This is a genomic window from Paenibacillus sp. Marseille-P2973 (assembly GCF_018101095.1).
Lineage (GTDB): Bacteria > Bacillota > Bacilli > Paenibacillales > Paenibacillaceae > Fontibacillus > Fontibacillus vini.
The window spans coordinates 51213-72749 of sequence record NZ_JAGQEH010000001.1 but is presented as its reverse complement, the minus strand read 5'-3'; the positions used below and the strand labels follow the sequence as shown (position 1 = coordinate 72749).

Annotated in this window: 23 protein-coding genes; 21 read left to right on the top strand and 2 right to left on the bottom strand. The window is 50.3% G+C overall.

Going from position 1 to position 21537, the window contains the following annotated elements; genetic code table 11:
- Window positions 1–186: 186 nt before the first annotated feature.
- From KB559_RS00395 to KB559_RS00345, 11 genes are all read left to right on the top strand, one after another.
- On the top strand, window positions 187–2433 hold the full coding sequence (locus KB559_RS00395) for a copper amine oxidase N-terminal domain-containing protein (protein WP_211019621.1): 2247 nt from the start codon (window positions 187–189) through the stop codon (window positions 2431–2433).
- Between the two features lie 243 nt (window positions 2434–2676).
- Window positions 2677–3141, top strand: a complete 465-nt coding sequence (locus tag KB559_RS00390) for a Fur family transcriptional regulator (RefSeq protein WP_211019620.1) — start codon at window positions 2677–2679, stop codon at window positions 3139–3141.
- Window position 3142: 1 nt separating this feature from the next.
- Complete coding sequence (gene yidD / locus KB559_RS00385; RefSeq protein WP_211019619.1) at window positions 3143–3409, top strand: membrane protein insertion efficiency factor YidD; 267 nt, start codon at window positions 3143–3145, stop codon at window positions 3407–3409.
- A gap of 503 nt (window positions 3410–3912) precedes the next feature.
- A complete protein-coding gene (metG, locus tag KB559_RS00380) occupies window positions 3913–5919 on the top strand; it encodes a methionine--tRNA ligase (protein ID WP_211019618.1) in 2007 nt (668 codons plus the stop codon).
- Between the two features lie 152 nt (window positions 5920–6071).
- Window positions 6072–7130, top strand: a complete 1059-nt coding sequence (locus KB559_RS00375) for a metal ABC transporter solute-binding protein, Zn/Mn family (protein WP_211019617.1) — start codon at window positions 6072–6074, stop codon at window positions 7128–7130.
- Between the two features lie 36 nt (window positions 7131–7166).
- The gene (locus tag KB559_RS00370) at window positions 7167–7955 is read left to right on the top strand and encodes a metal ABC transporter ATP-binding protein (protein WP_211019616.1); all 789 of its coding nucleotides are present in this window, start codon (window positions 7167–7169) and stop codon (window positions 7953–7955) included.
- 42 nt (window positions 7956–7997) lie between these two features.
- Window positions 7998–8801, top strand: coding sequence for a metal ABC transporter permease (locus KB559_RS00365; protein ID WP_211019615.1), 804 nt, complete (start codon window positions 7998–8000; stop codon window positions 8799–8801).
- 35 nt (window positions 8802–8836) lie between these two features.
- Complete coding sequence (locus KB559_RS00360) at window positions 8837–9550, top strand: cytochrome c biogenesis CcdA family protein (protein WP_211019614.1); 714 nt, start codon at window positions 8837–8839, stop codon at window positions 9548–9550.
- A gap of 132 nt (window positions 9551–9682) precedes the next feature.
- Entirely contained in the window at window positions 9683–10108 is a 426-nt protein-coding gene (mntR, locus tag KB559_RS00355; protein ID WP_211019613.1) for a transcriptional regulator MntR, read from the top strand.
- A 170-nt stretch (window positions 10109–10278) separates the two neighbouring features.
- Window positions 10279–11922 (top strand): family 10 glycosylhydrolase, encoded by a 1644-nt coding sequence (locus KB559_RS00350; RefSeq protein ID WP_211019612.1) that lies wholly within the window; start codon window positions 10279–10281, stop codon window positions 11920–11922.
- A gap of 85 nt (window positions 11923–12007) precedes the next feature.
- The gene (locus KB559_RS00345; RefSeq protein WP_211019611.1) at window positions 12008–12976 is read left to right on the top strand and encodes a patatin-like phospholipase family protein; all 969 of its coding nucleotides are present in this window, start codon (window positions 12008–12010) and stop codon (window positions 12974–12976) included.
- On the opposite strand, the gene KB559_RS00340 is transcribed toward KB559_RS00345, so the two are convergent.
- Both KB559_RS00340 and KB559_RS00335 read right to left on the bottom strand, forming a co-directional pair.
- A complete protein-coding gene (locus KB559_RS00340; protein WP_211019610.1) occupies window positions 12973–13296 on the bottom strand; it encodes a hypothetical protein in 324 nt (107 codons plus the stop codon). The genes KB559_RS00345 and KB559_RS00340 overlap by 4 nt on opposite strands.
- Before the next feature lie 7 nt (window positions 13297–13303).
- Window positions 13304–14305, bottom strand: a complete 1002-nt coding sequence (locus KB559_RS00335; RefSeq protein ID WP_247681486.1) for a DUF1385 domain-containing protein — start codon at window positions 14303–14305, stop codon at window positions 13304–13306.
- 147 nt (window positions 14306–14452) lie between these two features.
- Between KB559_RS00335 and KB559_RS00330 the strand changes: the two genes are divergently transcribed.
- The 10 genes from KB559_RS00330 (at window position 14453) to spoIIIAD (ending at window position 21530) form a co-directional block, all read left to right on the top strand.
- On the top strand, window positions 14453–14965 hold the full coding sequence (locus tag KB559_RS00330) for a YqhR family membrane protein (RefSeq protein WP_211019609.1): 513 nt from the start codon (window positions 14453–14455) through the stop codon (window positions 14963–14965).
- A 129-nt stretch (window positions 14966–15094) separates the two neighbouring features.
- Window positions 15095–15541, top strand: a complete 447-nt coding sequence (gene aroQ, locus KB559_RS00325; RefSeq protein WP_211019608.1) for a type II 3-dehydroquinate dehydratase — start codon at window positions 15095–15097, stop codon at window positions 15539–15541.
- Between the two features lie 47 nt (window positions 15542–15588).
- Entirely contained in the window at window positions 15589–16662 is a 1074-nt protein-coding gene (locus tag KB559_RS00320) for a M24 family metallopeptidase (protein WP_211019607.1), read from the top strand.
- Window positions 16663–16740: 78 nt separating this feature from the next.
- A complete protein-coding gene (gene efp / locus KB559_RS00315; RefSeq protein WP_211019606.1) occupies window positions 16741–17298 on the top strand; it encodes an elongation factor P in 558 nt (185 codons plus the stop codon).
- Window positions 17299–17538: 240 nt separating this feature from the next.
- A complete protein-coding gene (locus tag KB559_RS00310) occupies window positions 17539–18792 on the top strand; it encodes an aspartate kinase (protein ID WP_211019605.1) in 1254 nt (417 codons plus the stop codon).
- 196 nt (window positions 18793–18988) lie between these two features.
- Window positions 18989–19255 (top strand): YqhV family protein, encoded by a 267-nt coding sequence (locus tag KB559_RS00305; RefSeq protein WP_211019604.1) that lies wholly within the window; start codon window positions 18989–18991, stop codon window positions 19253–19255.
- Between the two features lie 105 nt (window positions 19256–19360).
- Window positions 19361–20353 (top strand): stage III sporulation protein AA, encoded by a 993-nt coding sequence (gene spoIIIAA / locus KB559_RS00300; RefSeq protein ID WP_211019603.1) that lies wholly within the window; start codon window positions 19361–19363, stop codon window positions 20351–20353.
- Entirely contained in the window at window positions 20346–20864 is a 519-nt protein-coding gene (gene spoIIIAB, locus KB559_RS00295) for a stage III sporulation protein SpoIIIAB (RefSeq protein WP_211019602.1), read from the top strand. The genes spoIIIAA and spoIIIAB overlap by 8 nt, the downstream gene beginning before the upstream one ends.
- A 60-nt stretch (window positions 20865–20924) precedes the next feature.
- Entirely contained in the window at window positions 20925–21128 is a 204-nt protein-coding gene (gene spoIIIAC / locus KB559_RS00290; protein WP_009225775.1) for a stage III sporulation protein AC, read from the top strand.
- A 12-nt stretch (window positions 21129–21140) separates the two neighbouring features.
- The gene (gene spoIIIAD, locus KB559_RS00285) at window positions 21141–21530 is read left to right on the top strand and encodes a stage III sporulation protein AD (protein ID WP_211019601.1); all 390 of its coding nucleotides are present in this window, start codon (window positions 21141–21143) and stop codon (window positions 21528–21530) included.
- Window positions 21531–21537 lie beyond the last annotated feature (7 nt).

Here is a 21537-nt window from a genome sequence, read left to right as displayed (position 1 = left end):
GCGCAGGGATGCCGGTTTTTTTTGAGTTTAGGATAGTATATTTTTAGAAGACGGCTCTAAGATGCCAAGGGGATTTAATTTTACATTGCTATGATATTAGTAGCAACTTTTCCCGAATTTGCGCGTTTAATAGTATGTGCGAATGATGAGAGAATTTATAAAATGGGAGTAGAGAAGGAGTCTAGCATGAATTTCAAACGATTGGTTATCGCAACATTTTTAGCGGCTTCGCAAGTAGCGATGGTCCTTCCCGCCAGTGCGGAAGAGGCTGTCCCGAATACCCCCCCGAGCGAGGCGAACGTATCCGGACAGACGGTAAATAATGCGGCTAACGGAAACCAGGAGCAAAACGCTGTAACGGGTGAAACGGTGAATCCGGATCAAGGCCAGGTTGAAGGTCAAACCGAAGGACAGGTTGAAGGTCAAGTAACCGAGGAAAACGGTGGAACCTCTGTTCCCGGGAACGAGCAGGAAGGTACAGGGACAGACAGCACTGTTACCGGAGGAAGTACCACGACAACCACGCCTTCGACTAATAGTTTGTCGAACGGCACCGGTGCCGGACAGCTCATTTTGATGATGGACAGCAAAAAGATGTATCAAAACGGCAAGGAATATCTCGCCGGTTATCCGATGGAAGTTAGAAAGGGAGTATCCTACGTCTCGATCCGCGCTATCGTTGAACGCGCCGGACTTCAAATTTCTTACGATAACAAAACGAAAGAAACGATTATTCAACGGGGAGCCGATGAGCTTCGTTTTAAAGTGAATGCTTCCAATTACAAAGTGAACGGCGTTACGACGAAAATGAGCGGTACTTCTTATTCCGCCAAAAATAATTTCATGGTTCCGCTGACGGCCATTACAAAAGCATTGAACATGCCTTATGAATGGGATCAAAAAGGAAAACGGGTTATTGTGAGCGTCTCGACGAAACCGATCGCTTCGTTCTCGATCGGGAACAAAGAGGTCATTTCCGGAGAAACTCAAGTTCAGTATTTAACGAACTCCTACTCTCCTTCGGGATTGCAAATCGTTAATGAAGAGTGGATCGGCCGCGAAGAAATGTATATGACTCCTGGGGCCTATACCGTAACTTACCGGGTTCAAGACTCCAGCGGCCAGTGGAGCGATCCGTTCTCGCTGACAGTGAACGTTAGGAAGCCGCATACGCCTCCAGTAGCTAACTTCACGACAGATAAAGATACTTACAAAATGGGCGAACTTATTACTTATAACGATCTCAGTACGGATGAAGTAGGTATTAAGGACCGGGATTGGGAGAACAAGCAACTTGCTTTCTTTTCACCGGGTCCCGTATCTATCAAATTAACCGTAACCAACGAATTCGGATTGACTTCTTCGATTGAGAAGACGATTACGATCACGAATGAAACGCTGTACACTCGAGATGATTTTAACAAAATATTCACGCCGGTCGGCGATAAATATGCTTTTGACGGTACTCAGGTTCCTACCTGGGAGAAAGTAAACTATACGTTTACTTCAGATTCTACGACGCTGATCCGCAGTAACAGCCCGGAAACAGTATTCTCCGAAGGGGTTGTGTACAGAGAATCGGCGATCGGGGATACCCGCTTTATGATCCATCACGCAAATGCTACAGGCAAGAACGTTAAGATGTATGTGATCGCAACGAACAAAAATACGACCGAAACCGCCCGTTTAACGCAGACCAATTTCGGATTCGCAGGACCTAACCAGTATGCGACAGGGGTGGGTAAGGCGTCGGTAGAGCGTTATTATCAGTCGATGCAGACAGGCAGCAAATACAAGGATATGTGGATTGCACCGGGCGAGAGCAAAATCATTCTTAACGACCTGAGTGCAACGGCCATGAAGCAGGGAGAAGTAATTTCTCTGTTTGCGGATCTGTACAGTGACCATACGCTTCAATATGACGTGATCATGATTGACTCAAGCAAGGATCCGTTTGTGTACCTTCCATATCTGAGCGTGCTTCCTTCGGATATCCACAACCGCGGGACGTACAGCGATGCAACGCGCCATATCGAATATGGCGATCTGATCGGTACTAAACCGGTTCGACTCCTGATTGGGGACAATTCAAGCGATCCGTTCCTGGTTGGAGAAGATGGACCGACCGGAGAATACAAACTTAATGCCGGTAACTTCGGCGTTGTATACACCATCAAGCTGTATCGTGTAGCTCCAAATACTTTGATTACCTTTAATCCGCGCGGCGGATTCTATACCGGTAATATCATGGTCAACGGAAACATCGTTCCGGTTGCCATGAGCAGCGGTTTGAGCGCGCCGAATGAGAACAGCGTGCTGTTCCGGTCCGGAGACCGCGAACAGACCGTAGAATTCCTGTTTACAGCGGCACCGGGCAGCAATCTGTCCGTCAATCTGCTCTTCCAGCCATTGCCGGAAGTAAAACAGCCTTAAGACCAGCGCCTTAGACGCGCTAGGATAGAGTCCGGGACCTTGTCCCGGACTTTTTTTGCAGGGAAACTCAAACACGAACTGGGTTTGTTTACTTATCGGGGACGCTTTCCGGCTTGCTCTCCGGTTCATTGACGGAGAGATCATTTTGGTTCATTATTAAAGATGTGTTCATCTTGAATAGATGACTTTTTGAACTACCTTTAGAAGAGATTCATGGAAGGCTTATGACGGGAGGAATGTCGCATGCTGTCGACAGAGGAAATCATAGCCGTGATGTCCGCCCAGGGCTTGCGGATTACCGATCAGCGCAGAAGTCTTGCTAAACTGTTTGCCGAGCGGGACGGTTATTTGACGCCGAAGGACGTATATGAATATATGTGCAAGCAGTACAGCGGGCTCAGTTTTGATACGGTGTACCGTAATCTGAGAGTGATGGAGGAGCTTGGAGCTATTGAACAGATCGTTTTTGAAGACGGTCTTAAGTTCCGGGCAAGCTGCAGCAGCGAAGGACATCATCATCATCATTTAATCTGCTTGCAGTGTCAAAAAACATACCCGATCCACTTTTGTCCGATGCCGCTCACGGATGCGCCGGACGAGTTCCAAGTGGTGAAGCATAAATTTGAAGTTTTCGGCTATTGTAAGGATTGCAGGAAGGACGGGGCCGGGGAGCAAGAGAAGGTCGTCCAGCAAAGCGGAGGGAAGTAAGATGGGCCTTGCACGCAAGACATTTCAGGGGCCGATTCGCTTCTACCGAAAATTCATTTCTCCGCTGAAGCCGCCGACCTGCCGTTTCTATCCGACTTGTTCCGCTTATGCTCTAGAGGCGATCGAGGTTCATGGACCGCTGAAGGGTTCCTGGCTGGCTGCGGTCAGAATCTCAAAATGCCATCCCTTTCATCCGGGAGGGCTTGATCCGGTACCGCCGAAAAGACAAAAAGGGGAACCGGTTCCGGACCTCGATGATCGACAATAATCATGACCTGGTTCTTTTCAGGAGCCGGTCACGAGATAGATTCGGGATGGAGAAATAAGCCGGTGATAGCAGTGCTGTATATGGCGGCTTGACAGAGATATTGTCTTTTCTTAATATTAGAGCATAACATTCAATTCGATGAACGGATAAGTACAAGGCATCAGGTCCAGCAACAGAGAGCCGGGGTAGCTGCAAACCGGTCTGGAACGGTCTTGGAAGATGGTCCGGGAGAATCTGCCTTCGAGCCGTCTTGTTCTATAGGAACATTGACGATAAGGGGGCGGCGCGGCATCCGGCGTTAAAGGAGGGTCAGTAACTGACCGGCTGAGCCCGTTCGCTGCAAAGCGGCGGGGAATTTGGGTGGTAACACGTGAGAACTCTCTCGTCCCATGAATGGGACGGGAGTTTTTTGTTTTAAAAAGTGTGTTCAAAAAGTCGCCCCTGATTCACTTCGTGATCAAAAGTCGACTTTTTGAACAACCTCTAAAAAGGAGATGAAGATAATGTCAGACAAAAAGACATTTTACATCACAACCCCGATTTATTATCCCAGTGACAAGCTGCATATCGGGCACGCCTATACTACGGTTGCCGGGGATGCCATCGCTCGTTACAAACGGCTTCGAGGATATGATGTCCGCTACTTGACTGGTACGGATGAGCACGGCCAAAAGATTGAACGGAAAGCTGAAGAAGCCGGAAAAACGCCGCAGAAGTTTGTCGATGATATCGTGGCGGGTATTAAGGATCTTTGGAAAAAACTAGATATTTCCAACGACGATTTCATTCGTACTACCGAACCGCGCCACAAGGTAGTGGTTGAGGAGATTTTTGACCGGCTGCTTAAAAAGGGTGACATCTACAAGGGGGAATACGAAGGCTGGTATTGTACGCCTTGTGAGTCCTTTTTTACGGAGCGTCAACTGATTGACGGCAACTGTCCCGATTGTGGACGTCCGGTTGAACTGGTGAAGGAAGAGAGCTACTTCTTCCGGATGAGCAACTATGTGGATCGATTGCTGAAGTACTATGAAGAGAATCCAGGCTTTATCCAGCCGGAATCCCGTAAAAATGAAATGATCAACAATTTCATCAAGCCGGGTCTTGAGGATTTGGCCGTTTCGCGGACTACGTTCGACTGGGGCGTGAAGGTCAAGGGCGATCCGAAGCATGTGGTGTACGTGTGGATCGATGCATTATCCAATTACATTACAGCCCTGGGTTACGGAACGGATCATGATGAATTGTTCAACCGCTATTGGCCGGCGGACGTGCATTTGGTGGGCAAAGAAATCGTACGTTTCCACACGATTTACTGGCCGATCATGCTGATGGCGCTGGATCTGCCATTGCCGAAAAAGGTGTTCGGCCATGGCTGGCTTCTGATGAAGGGCGGCAAAATGTCCAAATCCAAAGGCAATGTTATGGATCCGTCCGTGCTGATCGACCGCTACGGACTGGACTCGACGCGGTATTATCTGCTACGCGAAGTGCCGTTCGGTTCGGACGGTTCGTTTACGCCGGAGAGCTTCGTTCAACGGGTGAATTCCGATCTTGCCAACGATCTGGGCAACCTGCTCAATCGTACGGTCGCTATGGTCGGCAAGTATTTTGACGGTGAGGTTCCGGCTTATCGGCCTAACGTGACGTCGTTCGATGCCGATCTTTCGAAGCTTGCGCAAGAGACGGTAGCCAAGGTGGAGGAAGTGATGGAGAATCTGGAGTTCTCCGTAGCGCTTTCCGCCATTGGCGCGTTTATCGGACGGACCAATAAATATATCGACGAAACGCAGCCTTGGGCTTTGGCGAAGGATGAGGCGAAAAAAGATGAGTTGGCCTCTGTTATGGCCCATCTCGTGGAATCGCTGCGGATTGCCTCGATTCTGCTGCAGCCGTTCTTGACCCAAGCGCCGGCCAAAATCTGGGCGCAACTGGGTCTCGCGCCCGGCGAGTTGACGAGCTGGGAGAGCGCCAAGACGTTTGGCCTCGTTCCGGCCGGAACGAAGGTTGGCAAGGGCGAGCCGATCTTCCCGCGGCTCGATGCGGAGGTTGAAATCGAGTTCATTGCGAACTCGATGTCCGGCGGAGCCGCAGCTTCGGCCGCGGCGGAAGCTCAGCCGACGTCTGAGCCTGCCGCGGCAGGCGGGGCTGCGGAGGCAGAAGCTGCCGCCAAGCCGGAGCTGAAGGCCGAAATCGGGATCGACGATTTCGCCAAGGTTGAGTTGCGCGTGGCCGAGGTGCTGGCTTGCGAGCCGGTACCGAAAGCCGATAAGCTGCTCAAGCTTCAGCTGGATCTCGGTTTTGAGCAGCGGCAAGTGGTCTCCGGTATCGCGAAGTTCTATAAACCGGAGGAATTGGTCGGCCGCAAAGTGATTTGCGTGACCAACCTCAAACCGGTGAAGCTGCGCGGAGAACTGTCCCAAGGCATGATTCTCGCAGCATCGCAGGGAGATCAATTGACGTTGGCCACCGTACCGGCCACGATGCCGAACGGTGCGATTGTTAAATAAAGAAGATTTACCGCCAAGGGCTTACCCTTGGCGGTTTTTTATTGTGCACGGTGGCAAGATAAGTCTATGGAAAAGAAAAGAGGGTTGACACCTGATTTAATATGCCCCTATAATCATATTTGTAATTATTACGATTAAGAGGAGTGAGAGAGATGGCTTTATACATAAAGAGAGGCTTGAAACTTATTTTTCCACTGGCGGCAGTGCTGGTGTTGATGGTGGGCTGCGGGAAAAGCGCGGGCGGCGAAATCGTGGAAGGCAAGGTGAACGTGGTAACCAGCTTCTACCCGATATATGAATTTGCTACGGCGATCGGCGGTGAAGACGCCAATGTTATTAACCTGCTGCCCGTGGGTGTAGAACCCCATGACTGGACGCCGCGCAGCCAGGATATTCTGAACACCTCTAAAGCGCAGCTATTCTTGTACAATGGTGCCGGATTGGAAGGGTGGGCGCCGAACTTCCTGAAAGGAATGGGCAAGGATGCCGCCGTTAAAACCGTGGAGGTCAGCCAGGGTATCGATCTGATTTATGCCGAAGGGGATGACGGGCATGATCACGGGCATGGGGATGAAGGTACTGAGACTGAGGCGACACATGAGGAACATGGTGCAGACGAAGAACATCACGACGAAGAAGCAGGCGGAGACGGTGCCGATTCTTCTCAAGCAGGTGATGTGCCGGCTCATCACATCGATCCGCATACCTGGGTCAGTCCGAAATCCGCCAAAATTATCGCTGAGAATATCAAAAACAGCTATATTGAAGTAGATCCGGCTCACAAGGAAAACTATGAAGCACGCTATACGGAGCTAAGTCAAAAGCTTGACGCTCTGGATGCCAAATTCACCGAAGAACTGTCAAAGACGGCTAAGAAGGAAATCGTAGTATCCCACCAAGCGTTCGGTTATTTATGCCGGGATTACGGGCTTACGCAGCACGCTATTATGGGATTGTCGCCTGAAGCCGAGCCAAGAGCGCAGGATCTGGTGGCCCTGTCCAAGATGGTGAAGGAAGAAGATATCAAATATATCTTTTTTGAAGAGCTGGTCTCCGATAAACTTGCGAAAACTTTGGCGGGTGAAGCCGGAGTCGAGACTCTGGTACTGAATCCGGTGGAAGGCTTGACCAAGGAACAGCAGAAGGCGGGAGACAATTATTTCACGCTGATGGAGAACAATTTGCAAAATCTGATTCTCGCTCTACAATAAAGAGAGGAATTTTAAGAACCGGAAGGACGAGGACTAATGAAATCAGAGACTGCCGCTCCGGCGGCATACTGCCATGATAACATCATCGAGCTGGACGGGGTTTCGTTCGCCTACAAGGATCAGCAGGTCATTACCGATCTCAATCTGGTCATCAAGGAACGCGACTTTATGGGGGTTATCGGCTCCAATGGAGCCGGCAAAACAACATTGCTGAAGATGATGGTTGGCCTGCTCCGCCCCACTCAGGGGGAAATCCGGTTGTTCGGGGAACCGATCCGGAAATTCCGGGACTGGGATCGAATCGGTTATGTACCTCAGAAGAATGCATTTAATCCACTATTCCCGGCTACCGTCCGGGAAGTGGTCATGTCTGGTCTGTACAGCAACAAGAAGCTGTTTAGACGGGTCGGCAAAGCAGACCAGCAGAAATGCGAAGAAGCGATGGAGGTCATGCGCATTGTCGATATCGCCGGCAAACGGATCGGCCAGTTGTCAGGAGGTCAGCAGCAGCGGGTATTCTTGGCCCGGGCGCTGATCAACCAGCCGGATTTGCTGATCCTCGACGAACCGACAGTAGGCATCGATGCTCAAACCCAGGCCGATTTTTTTGAACTCATATTCCATATGCATGCCCATCACCAAATGACCTTCTTGATGGTGTCCCATGATATTGAAATGATTGAAGGTTATCTCGGAAAAGAACCCCGCGACCGCTGCGGAGGCATCAAGTTTTATGTGCGCCACTCGCATGATCAGAGCTGTGAGATTCCGGGCTTGCAGCACTCCCTTTTGGAGGATGCGCAGGTCCCTCTGGCCAGTAAATGATGTTGATGTGCACTTTTTTTGAAGTGATAGGAGATGTGACACTTGGAAATTTTAACAGCTGATTTTTTTCAAAGAGCGCTGACAGGCGGGCTGCTCATCGGGCTTACGGCTCCCTTGATCGGCATTTTTCTCGTTTTGCGGCGTCTGTCCATGATTGGAGATACGCTGGCTCACGTGACGATCGCCGGGGTAGCGCTAGGATTTCTCATCGAGGTGTATCCCATTGGAGTAGGGCTCGTGTTTGCCGTCGTGGCATCATTTGCGATCGAAAAATTGAGGAAAGCTTATAAAGGTTACGCCGAGCTGTCCATCGCCGTCATTATGGCGGGAGGAGTAGCGCTGGCTTCGCTGTTCTTTACGCTGGGGATGGGTTACAATAACGATGTGGTCAGTTACCTGTTCGGCAGCATCTATACCTTGGATACGACAGATTTGTACGTGGTTGGAGCGGTTACTATCGTTGTCGTGGCAATCATTTCGGTCTTTTTCAAAGAAATGTTCCTGCTTACGTTCGAGGAGGATGCGGCATCGGTCAGCGGTTTGCCGGTGAAACTGCTTAATCTGTTGATCACCGTGATGACCGCGCTGGTTGTCAGTACGGCGATCAAGATAGTCGGGGCGCTGTTAGTTTCCGCACTGCTGACTATTCCGGCCGCCTGCAGCTTGCTGATCGCCAGGAGCTTCAAAACCTCGGTCATTTTTTCCGTTGTCATAGCGGAAATTGCCGTCGTTGCCGGCCTTATGACGGCGGGGATTTGGAATTTGGCCCCCGGAGCCACCATTGTGCTGCTGCTCATCGCGATGCTCATTTTGACGCTGATCGGGAAAAAGGGGTTTTCCGCCTGACACAATAATCACGAGAAGATTGCCAGGAGGTCGTTATGGCTGACATCAATATTTGGGTCGCTTTCGGTGCGGGGATTGCCTCCTTTATTTCGCCGTGCTGCCTGCCTTTATACCCATCCTATTTATCTTATATTACGGGCATGTCGGTACAAACGCTGAAGACCGAGCAAAACAAGCGTGAGGTCCGTTTTCGGACGATGACTCATACGTTGGCCTTTATTCTGGGGTTCTCCGCCGTTTTTTACACCCTCGGTTTCGGTGCAGGCCTGTTTGGCGAATTTTTCAACAATAACCGGGCATTGATTCGCCAGCTTTCCGCGATTCTGATTATCCTGATGGGATTGTTTTTGCTTGGGATTTTTCAGCCGCGTTTTTTGATGCGTGAGCGGAAAATGAATTTAAAATTTAAGCCGACGGGATACATAGGCTCCTTTATTTTCGGGATCGGCTTTTCGGCCGGCTGGTCGCCGTGTGTCGGTCCGATCCTGGCCGCCATTATCGCGCTCGCTGTCAGCGAGCCGGGAACTTGGATTGGCCTCATTACGGCATATACAATCGGATTTGCTCTACCTTTCTTTGTATTGGCGTTTTTTGTAGGCTCCACCAAATGGATTCTCCGATACTCCGGCTTGATGATGAAAATAGGAGGCGCTTTGATGCTCCTGATGGGCGTGCTCTTATTTACGAACCGGATGGCGAAGATTACAATCTGGCTTCAGCAGTTGACTCCGGACTGGTTGAAGTTTTAATTCTCCGGGCGGACTCCCGCTTGCAGGGGTTACGGACTTGCCAACAGACAAGCATAACATGTATCATTATACAAGTAGCGGGATTCCTATGTGGCAGGTCCGCGTGAACTCATGGAAAAGAGGTTATACCAGATGCCAACGCCCAGTATGGAGGATTATTTGGAGCGTATCTACAAATTGATCGACGAAAAGGGATATGCCCGGGTTTCCGACATTGCGGAAGGGTTGGAGGTTCATCCTTCATCCGTCACCAAGATGATTCAGAAACTGGATAAAGATGAATATTTGATTTATGAGAAATATCGGGGATTGGTTCTGACCAATAAAGGGAAGAAAGTCGGAAAACGGCTCGTTGACCGTCATGAACTGCTCGAAGAATTTTTGGAGATGATCGGCGTCGATCATGAGAACATATATAAGGACGTGGAAGGGATCGAGCACCATTTAAGCTGGGATTCCATCACATGCATCGCAGGCCTCGTCGAATATTTCAAGCGGGAAGATTCACGGACCCAGGATTTGCGGAAAGTACAACAGGAGCTGCTGGGCGAATCTTGAAATAATCTTTTCTAGTAAAATACGTGAATCAGAGAAAGCATCTGTCGGCCAGTGACAGGTGTTTTTTTAATTGTTGTTGAAAAATTGAAGTTTTGCGCAACTCTTCCGGTACGGGGAGCGTTTACAGATAGTAGAGTCATTATGTCTATCACATCATTTGGAGGTTACTGATGAAATTTTTACGTACTTGGATGATTCCCCTGCTAATTCTGATGCTGATCTGGCCGGTTGCGGGAACCCGGAACAACGCTGCAGCTGCCACCGCCGGCGATATTCAAATCTATCTGGACGGCGTGCTGCTTCCGAGCGATTCCGCTCCTTACATCAAGGCGGCCGAGAACGTTACGATGGTCCCGCTTCGAGTAATCAGCGAAGGCCTGGGGGCCCAGGCGGAATGGTCTCCGGCTTCCAAATCGGCCACAATCCGCAAGGACGGGAATCTTCTGGTGCTCGGAATTGGCCAGAAGAAGGCACAGGTCAACGGGAACTCCGTTCCGCTTGAAGTGTCTGTGGAGAATAAAGCCGGCCGGACCATGGCACCCTTACGTTTCGTAAGCGAACAGCTCGGTCTGGTAGTCGATTGGAATCAAAAGACGAAGACGATTTCCCTAACATCCTCGGATGCGGTAATCGTTGAACCGCCGGTAACAGAACCGCCAACGGAACCTGCGAATCCAGTCGAACCGGTACCACCGACCACTAACGATGAACTACGGGGGGCTTGGATTTCGACCGTCTCCAATCTGGATTGGCCTAGCAAAGCCACTTACGGAAAAGAGGAAACCCAAAAGGCCGAATATATTAAACTACTGGATGATTTACAGGGAATGGGGATGAATGCCGTATTCGTCCAGGTTCGTCCTTCCGGGGATGCCATCTACCCGTCCAAGCTGGTTCCATGGAGCACATTCCTGACCGGCACTGCGGGCAAGGATCCGGGTTACGATCCGCTGCAGTTCCTGATTGAGGAAACTCACCGGCGGGGCATGGAATTTCACGCCTGGTTCAATCCGTTCCGGGCCAGCACGGGCAGCGATGCCAGCAAATTGCCGGCAAACCATGTAGCGAAGCAGCATCCGGACTGGATCGTTAAATTCGGAGGCAAGCTGTACATCAATCCGGGAATTCCCGCTGCACGGGAGCATGTCATCGACGCTATCATGGAAGTGGTAAAAGGCTATGATATCGATGGGGTCCATTTGGACGATTATTTTTACCCGACCGGGGAGACGTCCTCCTCGAAGTTTAATGATGATACCACCTATAAGAGCTATAATGCCAACAAGATATCCAACAAGGGCGATTGGCGGCGCGACAATATCAATGAGTTTGTCCGGGATCTCGGGCATAGCGTGCGTCAGGCCGATCCGTCCATTTCCTACGGAATCAGTCCATTTGGCGTGTGGCGCAACAAAGCGAGCGATGTGACCGGCTCGGACACGAAGGCCAGCATATCGGCCTACGATAGCACCTATGCCGATGTCCGCACATGGATTCGGAACGGATGGATCGATTACGTAACTCCGCAACTCTACTGGAGTCTGACGCGTAAAGAAGTTCGCTATGACATTCTTGCCGACTGGTGGGCGGGCGAGGTAAGAGGTACGGGCGTCAAGCTCTATATCGGCCATGCTCCGTATAAGCTGGCCACTCCGGAAATCGGGTGGGGCAATGCACAAGAAATTATCAATCAGCTTGAATATAACCGCACTATCCCGGAAATTTCGGGCAGCATCTTCTTTAGCGCAAAAGACTTGAGAAGAAATCCGCTGGGACTTATTCCGCTGTTGCAATCCTACTACTCTGCAAATTGAGCTCATATCAACGATAATTAGCATACTGACAACCTCCGTCATCATACATAAGCATTAGACTTGTGTGTGGGATGGGGGTTTTTTTATGCTCATGAACGGAGTGTTCGAGGGCGGAGGAGTGAAAGGGATCTCACTGGCCGGAGCCGTGCGGGCTGCGGAATGCCATGGAGCTCGCTTTCATCAGGTAGCGGGAACGTCATCGGGCTCCATCGTGGCTTCTCTCATCGCTGCCGGATATAACGCTGAAGAGATGAAGACCATTATTATGGAAACTTCGTTTACCAGTTTTCTGAAGAGATCTCCTATATTTAATACGGCAATTATTGGCCCGGCATTTCGGGTATTGTTAAAAAAGGGGTTGTATTCCGGCGAGGCTTTGGAAGATTGGGTACGTCAAAATCTCCTTGCAAAAGGGATTCGAACGTTCGGTGATTTGGAGAGGGGCAAGCTAAAGATCATCGCTTCAGATATTACCGGAGGCAGAATTCTGGTGCTCCCGGATGATTTACCGAAGATCGGTCTGCGTCCCGAAACTTTTGAAGTGGCCAAAGCGGTTCGGATGAGCTGCAGTATTCCTTACTTTTTCGATCCCGTATTGCTGCGTTTGCCGGCGAAAATGGCTAAAGGAAAGAAGTTCAGCGACCAGTTCCTTCATATCGTTGACGGAGGTCTTCTCAGCAATTTCCCTTTATGGCTGTTTGACCGCAACCAGTCGCCTAACGAGGAGAAATTGATTCCGACCGTGGGTTTTCAAATGGTAGGCAAAAATACGAACCAGCCGCATGTCATTCGGGGCCCGTTCTCCATGCTTCAAGCGCTGGTTGAAACGATGCTGTCCGCCCACGATGAACGGTATATTGAGCAATCCAACCGATATCGGACCGTAAAAATACCGACGCTTGGCATTTCTACTACGCAATTCGATATCGGAAAAGAAGAAAGCCTGCTGCTTTATGAATCCGGACTGAGGTCCGGAAACCGGTTCTTCGGGGACTGGAATGCCCAGTATTACGAAGAACAGTTCATAAAGTATCAGCAGGCTAAATTGATTTAGTGGTATTTCGGAAGATCGTCGTCATTCTTTCCCTTCTGGCCTTCTATCACCTGGAAAGGATAGGTTTTGCGTTTACCTCCGGTTGCCGGACGGCGTTCGGCAGCGACCTTGGCCATCGTACGGGCTGACGGCTTGATCTTCGGAGCCGTCTTTTTGTATTTTCGCGGAGGATATTTATAGAGCAGGAAGACAATGGCCACAAGAACAAGCGGGACCAGCACACTCCCCAGATTCAAAGACCTTTTGCCAAACAGTCCATCTAAAATGTTGAATACGGCAAGTGCGATTACGATCCAGAATAGAATGGCCTGTTTTTTCATGCGTGCATCATCCTTTCACGGGATCCAAGGAAGAACGACCGACTGTTGTTTCCGTTGCCGAAGTCTGCTCCATACCGGCATCAATCTCACGCATCCGGTTGAAGGAAGCGATCGACACTTCGACCTGGTCATCGCTTGGTTCTTTGGTCGTCAGAAGCTGAAGCCATAGGCCGGGATATCCGAGGTAACGAAGTACAGGGATGTCGCGAACCGAATTCGTAAAGCGAAGCAGTTCAAAGGACACTCCGATGACTACGGGAAGAAGCAATACCCGGATGTACATCCGTTCCCATACATTGTCCCAACTGAAGATGGGCAAAGAGTAAATGATGATACCGACAATGACCGTCAAAATAATGAAGCTGCTGCCGCAGCGGTAATGCAGGCGGCTGTATTTCTGAACATTGGCCGGAGTCAGTTCCTCGCCAGCCTCATATGCGCTGATGACTTTATGCTCCGCGCCGTGATATTGAAACAACCGTTTAATCATCGGCGTTTGTGAAATAATCCAAAGGTAAGTCAGTAGAAGAATTATTTTGATAACTCCTTCAATTAGCGTATGCAGGGTCTGATTACTGAATGCATGCTGGAAGAGGAATTGCTCCAGAAGTGCCGGGACAAGCGTAAAGATCAGCTTTCCGACTACGAAGGATAATACGCCTACGACCGCTACGCCTACAATCATGGAAAGAGAAAAGCCGGATTCCTCTTTTTCCTTCTGCTTAGCCCGTTCTTCCGGTTCGGTCTCATCATCCGCCAAGGCTTCGGCCGAATAGTTTAAATGCTTTGAGCCTTTGGCGCTGGAGTCTATAATGCTGACCAGACCTCGGACTAGCGGAATTTTGCGAAGCTTCTTCACCCAGTTCTTATCACTCTTGGGCACTTCCAAGAAGGTGATCTCTCCGTTTTTGCGGCGAACTGCAGTGACATTGACGTGTTTTCCGCCGAACATGACGCCTTCCATAACGGCTTGGCCGCCATAAATCGTTGGTGTGGATTGCTCAGGCAACTAATTCACCTTCCTAGAGTAGTAATAGAGATAGTTCTGTATCCATTGTAACGAACTTTGGGGGCAAATTCTAGTTTGTTTAGTCTTTTTCAATTTGCGCATACTAATCGGCAATGTGATCGGAATTTCAAGGAAGGGAAGATTGAAATGAATCGGCAACGGAATAAGCGAAAAAAGGGTACAAACTTGTTGCGTTTCTCTCTGCAAATCGGTATTTTTGCGGGGCTTATTTGGGGGGCTGTCCAAGGCCTGTTTTACTACCTGAAATTCACGACTGTGCTGCCTGGATATCTGGTGGAACCGTTTTTTAAGCATCAATTTTTGCAGACTCAGCGGGGTTACTATGTCGGATGGCTGTTTTTTGTTTTGTTCTCCGTCATCGCAACGCTGATTTATACATTAGCCTTCAGGAAGCTGAAGGGTCCTCTCCCCGGCATGATTTACGGAATCGTATGGTGGGCTGTCATTTTTCTGCTGCTTGGCCCGATGCTGAAAATGACCTCCCCGATCCGGGAGTTGTCATTTAATACGGTATTCAGTGAATTTTGCCTGTTTCTGTTATGGGGATTATTCATCGGTTATACGGCGGCCGAAGAGTATACGAACGAGAGAGCCCGCGAACCGAAGGGAGCCCGGAAGGCCAAGGGTGCACTTCAATAGGGACAAAAAAGCTTCTCAACATCCGCTAACCTATGATAAAATAACTTTTGGTTATTTTTACAGTGCGTGTTCAAAATATCCGGGTTTTCAGCTCTTTTGAAGTATCTTTGAACAGGAAGGGTGAGCAGGATGTTTCGCATCCTAGTGCTGAACGGACCGAATCTGAATTTTCTCGGGATTCGTGAGCCCGGAATTTATGGCTCCGAAAGCTTGGGCGATATCGAAAACAGGCTGAAAAAGCTTGCGGAGGAAGATGGAATAGAGCTTTCGTTCTACCAGTCGAATCACGAAGGAGCGTTGATCGACCGGATTCATGCGGCGTACGGGAATTGCGACGGAATCCTGATCAACCCTGGAGCATTAACCCATTACAGCTATGCGCTTCGGGACGCTCTTACCTCGGTAGGTATCCCGACCGTCGAGATTCATTTGTCCAATATCCATGCCCGTGAGCAGTTCCGGCATCATTCCGTGATCGCTCCGATCGCGGTGGGCCAGATCGCCGGGTTTGGCTCTTTCGGATATGATATGGGCTTGAAGGCGATCCTGCGTCATCTGGATCAACGGCAGGGATGAATGCCCGGTGCGACCGCTTGTAAGTCGAACATGAAGGAGAGTTAATTATGGCGAGCACACGTGTTATCGGGCTTCGCGAAGCGATGAAGCTTCAGAACATCGAAGCCGTCTGGATTACCGGTGATGTGAACCGCCGCTATTTGACGGGCTTTACCGGTTCATCAGGATATGTTTTGATCACGATGCATAAAGCTTTTCTGTTGACGGATTTCCGTTATATGACTCAAGCTGCCGAACAGGCTGCCGGGTTTGAAATCGTGGAGCACGGTGCTTCCGTAACGGATAGTCTTAAGCAGCTTCTTGCCGCAGAAGGCATCAAACGGCTTGGTTTTGAGGAAGATATTGTGGTATTCTCCACTTATCGCGCATACGAGCGCGAGCTGCAGCCTTGCGAGCTGGTACCCGTGACGGGACTTGTGGAAGGCTTGCGTCAATTCAAGGACGAAGGCGAGTTGTCTTTGATGAAAGCGGCGGCAGATTTAGCCGACCGGACCTATCTGCATATGCTCGAACAGCTTAAACCGGGTGTTACGGAATGGGACATGGCGCTCGAGCTTGAGACCTTTATGCGCAAGAATGGCGCATCAGGCCCTTCCTTTGATACAATCGTCGCTTCAGGAGAACGTTCGGCCATGCCGCATGGGGTGGCGAGCGGCAAAGTCATTCAAAAGAACGAATTCGTGACGCTGGATTTCGGCGCGTTGATGAACGGATATTGTTCGGATATTACGCGTACCGTGTTCATCGGTGAACCCTCCGCGAAGCATCGTGAAATTTATGACATTGTTCTCGAAGCACAGCTTCACACGTTGGAATTTCTTCGTCCAGGCATGACAGGCCGGGAAGGGGACGCACTGGCTCGCGATATAATTACTCGTTACGGGTATGGCGACCAGTTCGGACATAGTACAGGCCATGGTCTTGGGATGGAAGTGCACGAGAATCCGCGGGTGTCGAAACTGAGCGATACGGTATTGCAGCCGGGGATGGTTGTAACGGTGGAGCCCGGTATTTACATTCCTGGCTTCGGCGGCGTTCGGATTGAAGACGATGTCGTTATTACCGAGACCGGAGTACGGCGTTTGACGGAGTCGACCAAGGATTTTATCGTTTTAGGCTAGGAATGTCATGCAATACTGAGGAATGGGTAATTTTAAATTAATAATAAATAGTTTAACCCACTTGAGGAGGTTCTTTTAGTGATTTCAGTAAACGACTTTAAAACAGGCTTAACCGTTGAGGTAGACGGCGATATTTTTACAGTTCTCGATTTCCAGCATGTTAAACCAGGTAAGGGTGCGGCTTTCGTTCGCTCCAAATTGAAAAATCTCCGTAACGGCAACACAGTAGAGAAAACGTTCCGTGCAGGCGAAACGATCGGGCGTGCGTTGATTGAGAACCGTGACGTACAGTATCTGTATGCCAGTGGTCAAGACCATGCATTCATGGATAACGAAACCTATGACCAGTTCACGTTGTCGGAAGAACAACTGAAATGGGAACTGAACTTCTTGAAGGAAAACATGAACGTGAAGATCGTCAGCTACCAAGGCGAGATTCTCGGTATCAACTTGCCGAACAGCGTTGAGCTGCGCGTCGTGGAAACCGAGCCGGGGATTAAAGGCAATACCGCAACAGGGGCTACCAAGAACGCCAAGGTTGAAACTGGACTTAACGTTCAGGTGCCGCTCTTCATTAATGAAGACGATGTGCTGCTGATCGATACCCGCGAAGGAAAATATATTTCCCGCGCATAGCCGTAAGTTCGGCAGGTCTGCCGGAATTATACAGGACTTATGTTCCGGCGCCGTCCTCCATCCTTTTCGGGTGGGGGAATTTTTTCTATATTCCGAAGTTTTATTGTATTGTCATCAAAAGCATTGACTTCTTTCCGGGCTTTCGTATTATACTGGGTTAAAGCGTTACGATAGAAAAATGCAAAGAAACCCGCAGGTTAAGCTTGCAGGATAGGATGAGCATATTAGGGAGGGTCCGATTTGGCTTTATATGTAATGAAATTCGGAGGAAGCTCTGTTGGGGATACGGAGCGGATGCAGCGCGTCGCCAAACGCGTCGTGGCTAAACAAGAGGAAGGACATCAGGTGATCGTAGTCGTCTCCGCTATGGGAGACACCACGGACGACCTGATCGACCAGGCAAAACTGCTGAATAATGAGCCTCCTTTGAGGGAAATGGATATGCTGATGACGACGGGCGAGCAAATCTCGATCGCGCTGCTGTCGATTGCGATTCATCAGCTTGGCAAGAAAGCTATGTCGTTTACAGGCTGGCAGGCGGGATTCCGCACAGAATCAGAACATGGGAAAGCCCGGATTACGGATATCCGGCCAGAACGCGTCATTCGTGCGCTGGAAGAAGGCAACATTGTGGTCGTGGCCGGTTTTCAGGGCATGACGGAAGACGGAGAGATCACCACCTTCGGCCGCGGCGGCTCCGATACGACGGCCGTAGCCCTTGCGGCGGCGACAAATGCAGATTTCTGCGAGATTTATACGGACGTCGACGGTATTTATTCCACAGATCCCAGAATTGTTAAGAATGCTCGCAAGCTGGATGAAATTTCTTATGATGAAATGCTTGAACTGGCTAACCTGGGGGCGGCGGTCCTCCATCCCCGTGCGGTGGAGTATGCCAAGCATAATCAGGTTTGCCTCATCGTTCGCTCCAGCTTTAACCATAATGAAGGTACAGTAGTCAAGGAGGAAGTCAATATGGAACAAGGTGTAGTTGTCAGCGGTATTGCTTACGATAAAAATGTAGCCCGGATCAGCATTCTCGGCGTGTCCCACGTACCTGGCGTACTAGCCAAAGTATTCGGATCTCTTGCCGAAGCTAAAATCGACGTCGATATTATCGTACAGAGCGGCGTTACGGACGGAAAAGCGGATTTCAGCTTCACTGTGGCACTGTCCGACCGTGAGAAGGCGCTGAACGTATTGAGCGGTATTCGCGGAGAGCTGCCGTTCCAGGAAGTGACTTCCGAAGACAATCTGGTAAAAGTGTCGATCGTCGGCGCCGGCATGGTAAGCCACCCTGGCGTGGCCGCTCAAATGTTCGACGTCATTTCCAAAGAGGGTGTAAACATTAAAATGGTCAGCACCTCGGAAATCAAAGTGTCCTGCGTCATTGAAGGAAACAAACTGCATGAAGTCGTTAAGGCGCTTCATACTGCCTATGGTCTCGATACGGAAAGCCAAGTATTTGTGGGCGGCCCACAGGACCGCCGGTAATTATCGGAGTTTTTCTTCAATTTAATAACTAGAGTAGAGCTGTTCCTTTAAGCGGTATTCCGCTTCAAGGGACAGCTTTTTTTGTTTAGACTCTCTTTTCTTGGATTCTGGCAGGAGCGCTGCATACTAATAGAAATAAAATGGTGGGCTTGGGCATATCGATATAAGAGCACATAGGGACAAGAAGGAGGTTATTATGCTTGATAAATTCGTAACCGGCATGGCTTCGCTCCGAATATTCTCGGGGACCATCGAAATATTGGCCGCACTGCTCATGCTGAAATTGGGGCGTGTCGACAAAGCGCTTGCGGTAAACTCCGCACTGGCTTTTGTCGGTCCTAGCGTTTTGATTATTACGACCTCGATCGGGCTGGCCGGCATGGCGGATAAGCTCTCCTGGGGGAAAATGATATGGATCGGCTGCGGCGTCGCGTGTCTCTTAATCGGCATTTTGAAGAAATGATAGATTTACCGTCATAAACATGAAGTACAAGCATAAATATGATGTATAACCCAGAGAATGATTACACATTTCGATTTACGAGAAAGAAGGTTTGGGGGTACGCCTATGGACCAAAGCTGGCTAACCGTATTTCCCGACAATCTCCGCGTCCTGCTGGCCAAGCTTCCGCCCAGTCTGTACGCAGGTCTGGAGGAGGTTCGAATCCGGGAGGGGCGCCCGCTTGAAGTGAACGCCGGCGGACGTTACTATTTTGTGACTCCAGAGGGAGGAATGACCCGTGAGCCCGGCGCCGCTTTCATTCCGGGGAAGCAGGACGGAAACCGGCTGCTGGATCTGATTACGAATCATTCGCTCTACACGATGGAAGAAGAGCTGCGCAAGGGCTTTATCACCATCGCGGGCGGGCATCGGATCGGACTGGCTGGCAGGACTGTCTTAAGCGGGGGCAAGGTGGAGCACCTCCGGGATATTAGCGGATTCAATATCCGGATAGCGCGGGAAATCCGAGGGATCGCCGATCCCATGATGCCGCATCTTCTGGATTTTAAACAACACAGTGTATTTCACACCTTGATTCTATCCCCTCCCCAGCACGGAAAAACGACCCTGATCCGAGATTTGGCACGCCAAATCAGCAGCGGAACCTGGGGACACTCCGAAGCGAAGTGGCCCGGCCTCAAGGTTGCGGTCATCGACGAGCGCTCCGAAATTGCGGGAAGCAAGCGGGGAGTGCCGAGCTTCGATGTCGGACCGAGGACGGATGTCATGGATGGCTGTCCGAAAGCGGAAGGCATCATGATGATGATCCGTTCTATGTCGCCGGACGTACTGATTGTGGACGAGGTGGGACGGCCGGAAGATGCGGAAGCGTTGGCCGAAGCGCTTCACGCCGGAGTTCGGGTCATCGCCACGGCGCATGGCTCAAGCATCGAGGATCTGGCTTCCCGCCCCGCCCTGTCGAAACTGTTCGAGGCCTCTTTCTTCCAGATGTACGCCGTGGTGAGGCGAAGTGAGCGTGGAATGGCTTTCCGCCTTTGGGACGGAAAGAGGAGAAGGGTGCAGGATCCGGAATGGAAGGGCAGGGAAGATCATGCTTAAAATTCTGGGAGCTGTCCTAGTCATAACGGCAGCCACGCTCTCCGGCTGGATTCAGGCCCGGCAGTATGCGAACCGGCCTACCCAGATCCGCAAGCTGATTCTGGCGCTCCGGCGTCTTCAGACGGAGATCATGTACGGCTTTACGCCTCTGCCTGACGCGCTCCAGCGCATCGGGGAACAGAGCGGCGATCCGATCAAGTCGATCTTCACCGGGGCTTCCACCGACATGAATCCGCCGTTCAACCGGACGGCGCAGGACAGTCTTCAGGCCGCCATTGAGAGCAACTGGAAGTATACGGCAATGAAAGCGGCGGAGAAGGATGTGCTGAACCAACTGAGCTTCACCTTGGGAACAAGCGACCGGAAGGACCAGCTCGGTCACATCGCGACTGCGGTCCGTCAACTGGAAAGCGAGGAAGCTGCGGCACGGGAAGAGCAAAACCGCTATGAAAAAATGTTCAAAAGCCTGGGGCTGCTGTGCGGAGCGTTCATCGTCATTTTGTTCTACTAAATCCTCAACCCTCCCTACTCCTGTTATCGCCTGTGAATATGATAGCGAGGTGCCAAATCAATGAACATAGAAGTGAACGCCATTTTTCAAATCGCGGGCATCGGAATCATTATCGCCATGATTCACACCGTACTGAAGCAGATGGGCAAGGAAGACATGGCCCATTGGGTGACACTGATCGGTTTCGTGGTCGTACTGTTTATGGTCATCCGGCTGCTCGACAGCCTGTTTCAGGAAATAAAATCGATCTTCCTGTTCCAGTAGGTGATATAAACCGTGGAAATGATTCAGATCGTAGGACTTGGACTCGTAGCGACGGTGCTGATCCTGGTCATTAAAGAACAAAAGCCGTTGTTCGCTTTCTTGATCGCCGCATGCACCGGCATTTATATATTCATGTACCTGATCGGCAAGATTGGCGGAATTATTGAAGTGCTGGAACATCTCGCGGAATCTTCAGGAGTACAGATGATTTACCTGAAGACAATTCTAAAAATCATCGGTATTGCCTATATCGCAGAATTCGGAGCGCAAATCGTGAGAGACGCCGGACAGGAAAGCATCGCCTCCAAAATCGAGCTGGCAGGCAAAGTGTTAATTATGGTTTTGGCCATTCCGATTATTAGCATCATTATCGAGACAGTCATCAAACTGCTGCCGGCTTAAGCGAAGG

Excerpts from the sequence above, each read along its gene's own strand:
- KB559_RS00395 (WP_211019621.1), top strand. The coding sequence starts at position 187 with ATGAATTTCAAACGATTGGTTATCGCAACATTTTTAGCGGCTTCGCAA.
- KB559_RS00390 (WP_211019620.1), top strand. The coding sequence starts at position 2,677 with ATGCTGTCGACAGAGGAAATCATAGCCGTGATGTCCGCCCAGGGCTTG.
- yidD (WP_211019619.1), top strand. The coding sequence starts at position 3,143 with ATGGGCCTTGCACGCAAGACATTTCAGGGGCCGATTCGCTTCTACCGA.
- metG (WP_211019618.1), top strand. The coding sequence starts at position 3,913 with ATGTCAGACAAAAAGACATTTTACATCACAACCCCGATTTATTATCCC.
- KB559_RS00375 (WP_211019617.1), top strand. The coding sequence starts at position 6,072 with ATGGCTTTATACATAAAGAGAGGCTTGAAACTTATTTTTCCACTGGCG.
- KB559_RS00370 (WP_211019616.1), top strand. The coding sequence starts at position 7,167 with ATGAAATCAGAGACTGCCGCTCCGGCGGCATACTGCCATGATAACATC.
- KB559_RS00360 (WP_211019614.1), top strand. The coding sequence starts at position 8,837 with ATGGCTGACATCAATATTTGGGTCGCTTTCGGTGCGGGGATTGCCTCC.
- mntR (WP_211019613.1), top strand. The coding sequence starts at position 9,683 with ATGCCAACGCCCAGTATGGAGGATTATTTGGAGCGTATCTACAAATTG.
- KB559_RS00350 (WP_211019612.1), top strand. The coding sequence starts at position 10,279 with ATGAAATTTTTACGTACTTGGATGATTCCCCTGCTAATTCTGATGCTG.
- KB559_RS00345 (WP_211019611.1), top strand. The coding sequence starts at position 12,008 with ATGCTCATGAACGGAGTGTTCGAGGGCGGAGGAGTGAAAGGGATCTCA.
- KB559_RS00340 (WP_211019610.1), bottom strand. The coding sequence starts at position 13,296 with ATGAAAAAACAGGCCATTCTATTCTGGATCGTAATCGCACTTGCCGTA.
- KB559_RS00330 (WP_211019609.1), top strand. The coding sequence starts at position 14,453 with ATGAATCGGCAACGGAATAAGCGAAAAAAGGGTACAAACTTGTTGCGT.
- aroQ (WP_211019608.1), top strand. The coding sequence starts at position 15,095 with ATGTTTCGCATCCTAGTGCTGAACGGACCGAATCTGAATTTTCTCGGG.
- KB559_RS00320 (WP_211019607.1), top strand. The coding sequence starts at position 15,589 with ATGGCGAGCACACGTGTTATCGGGCTTCGCGAAGCGATGAAGCTTCAG.
- KB559_RS00305 (WP_211019604.1), top strand. The coding sequence starts at position 18,989 with ATGCTTGATAAATTCGTAACCGGCATGGCTTCGCTCCGAATATTCTCG.
- spoIIIAA (WP_211019603.1), top strand. The coding sequence starts at position 19,361 with ATGGACCAAAGCTGGCTAACCGTATTTCCCGACAATCTCCGCGTCCTG.
- spoIIIAB (WP_211019602.1), top strand. The coding sequence starts at position 20,346 with ATGCTTAAAATTCTGGGAGCTGTCCTAGTCATAACGGCAGCCACGCTC.
- spoIIIAC (WP_009225775.1), top strand. The coding sequence starts at position 20,925 with ATGAACATAGAAGTGAACGCCATTTTTCAAATCGCGGGCATCGGAATC.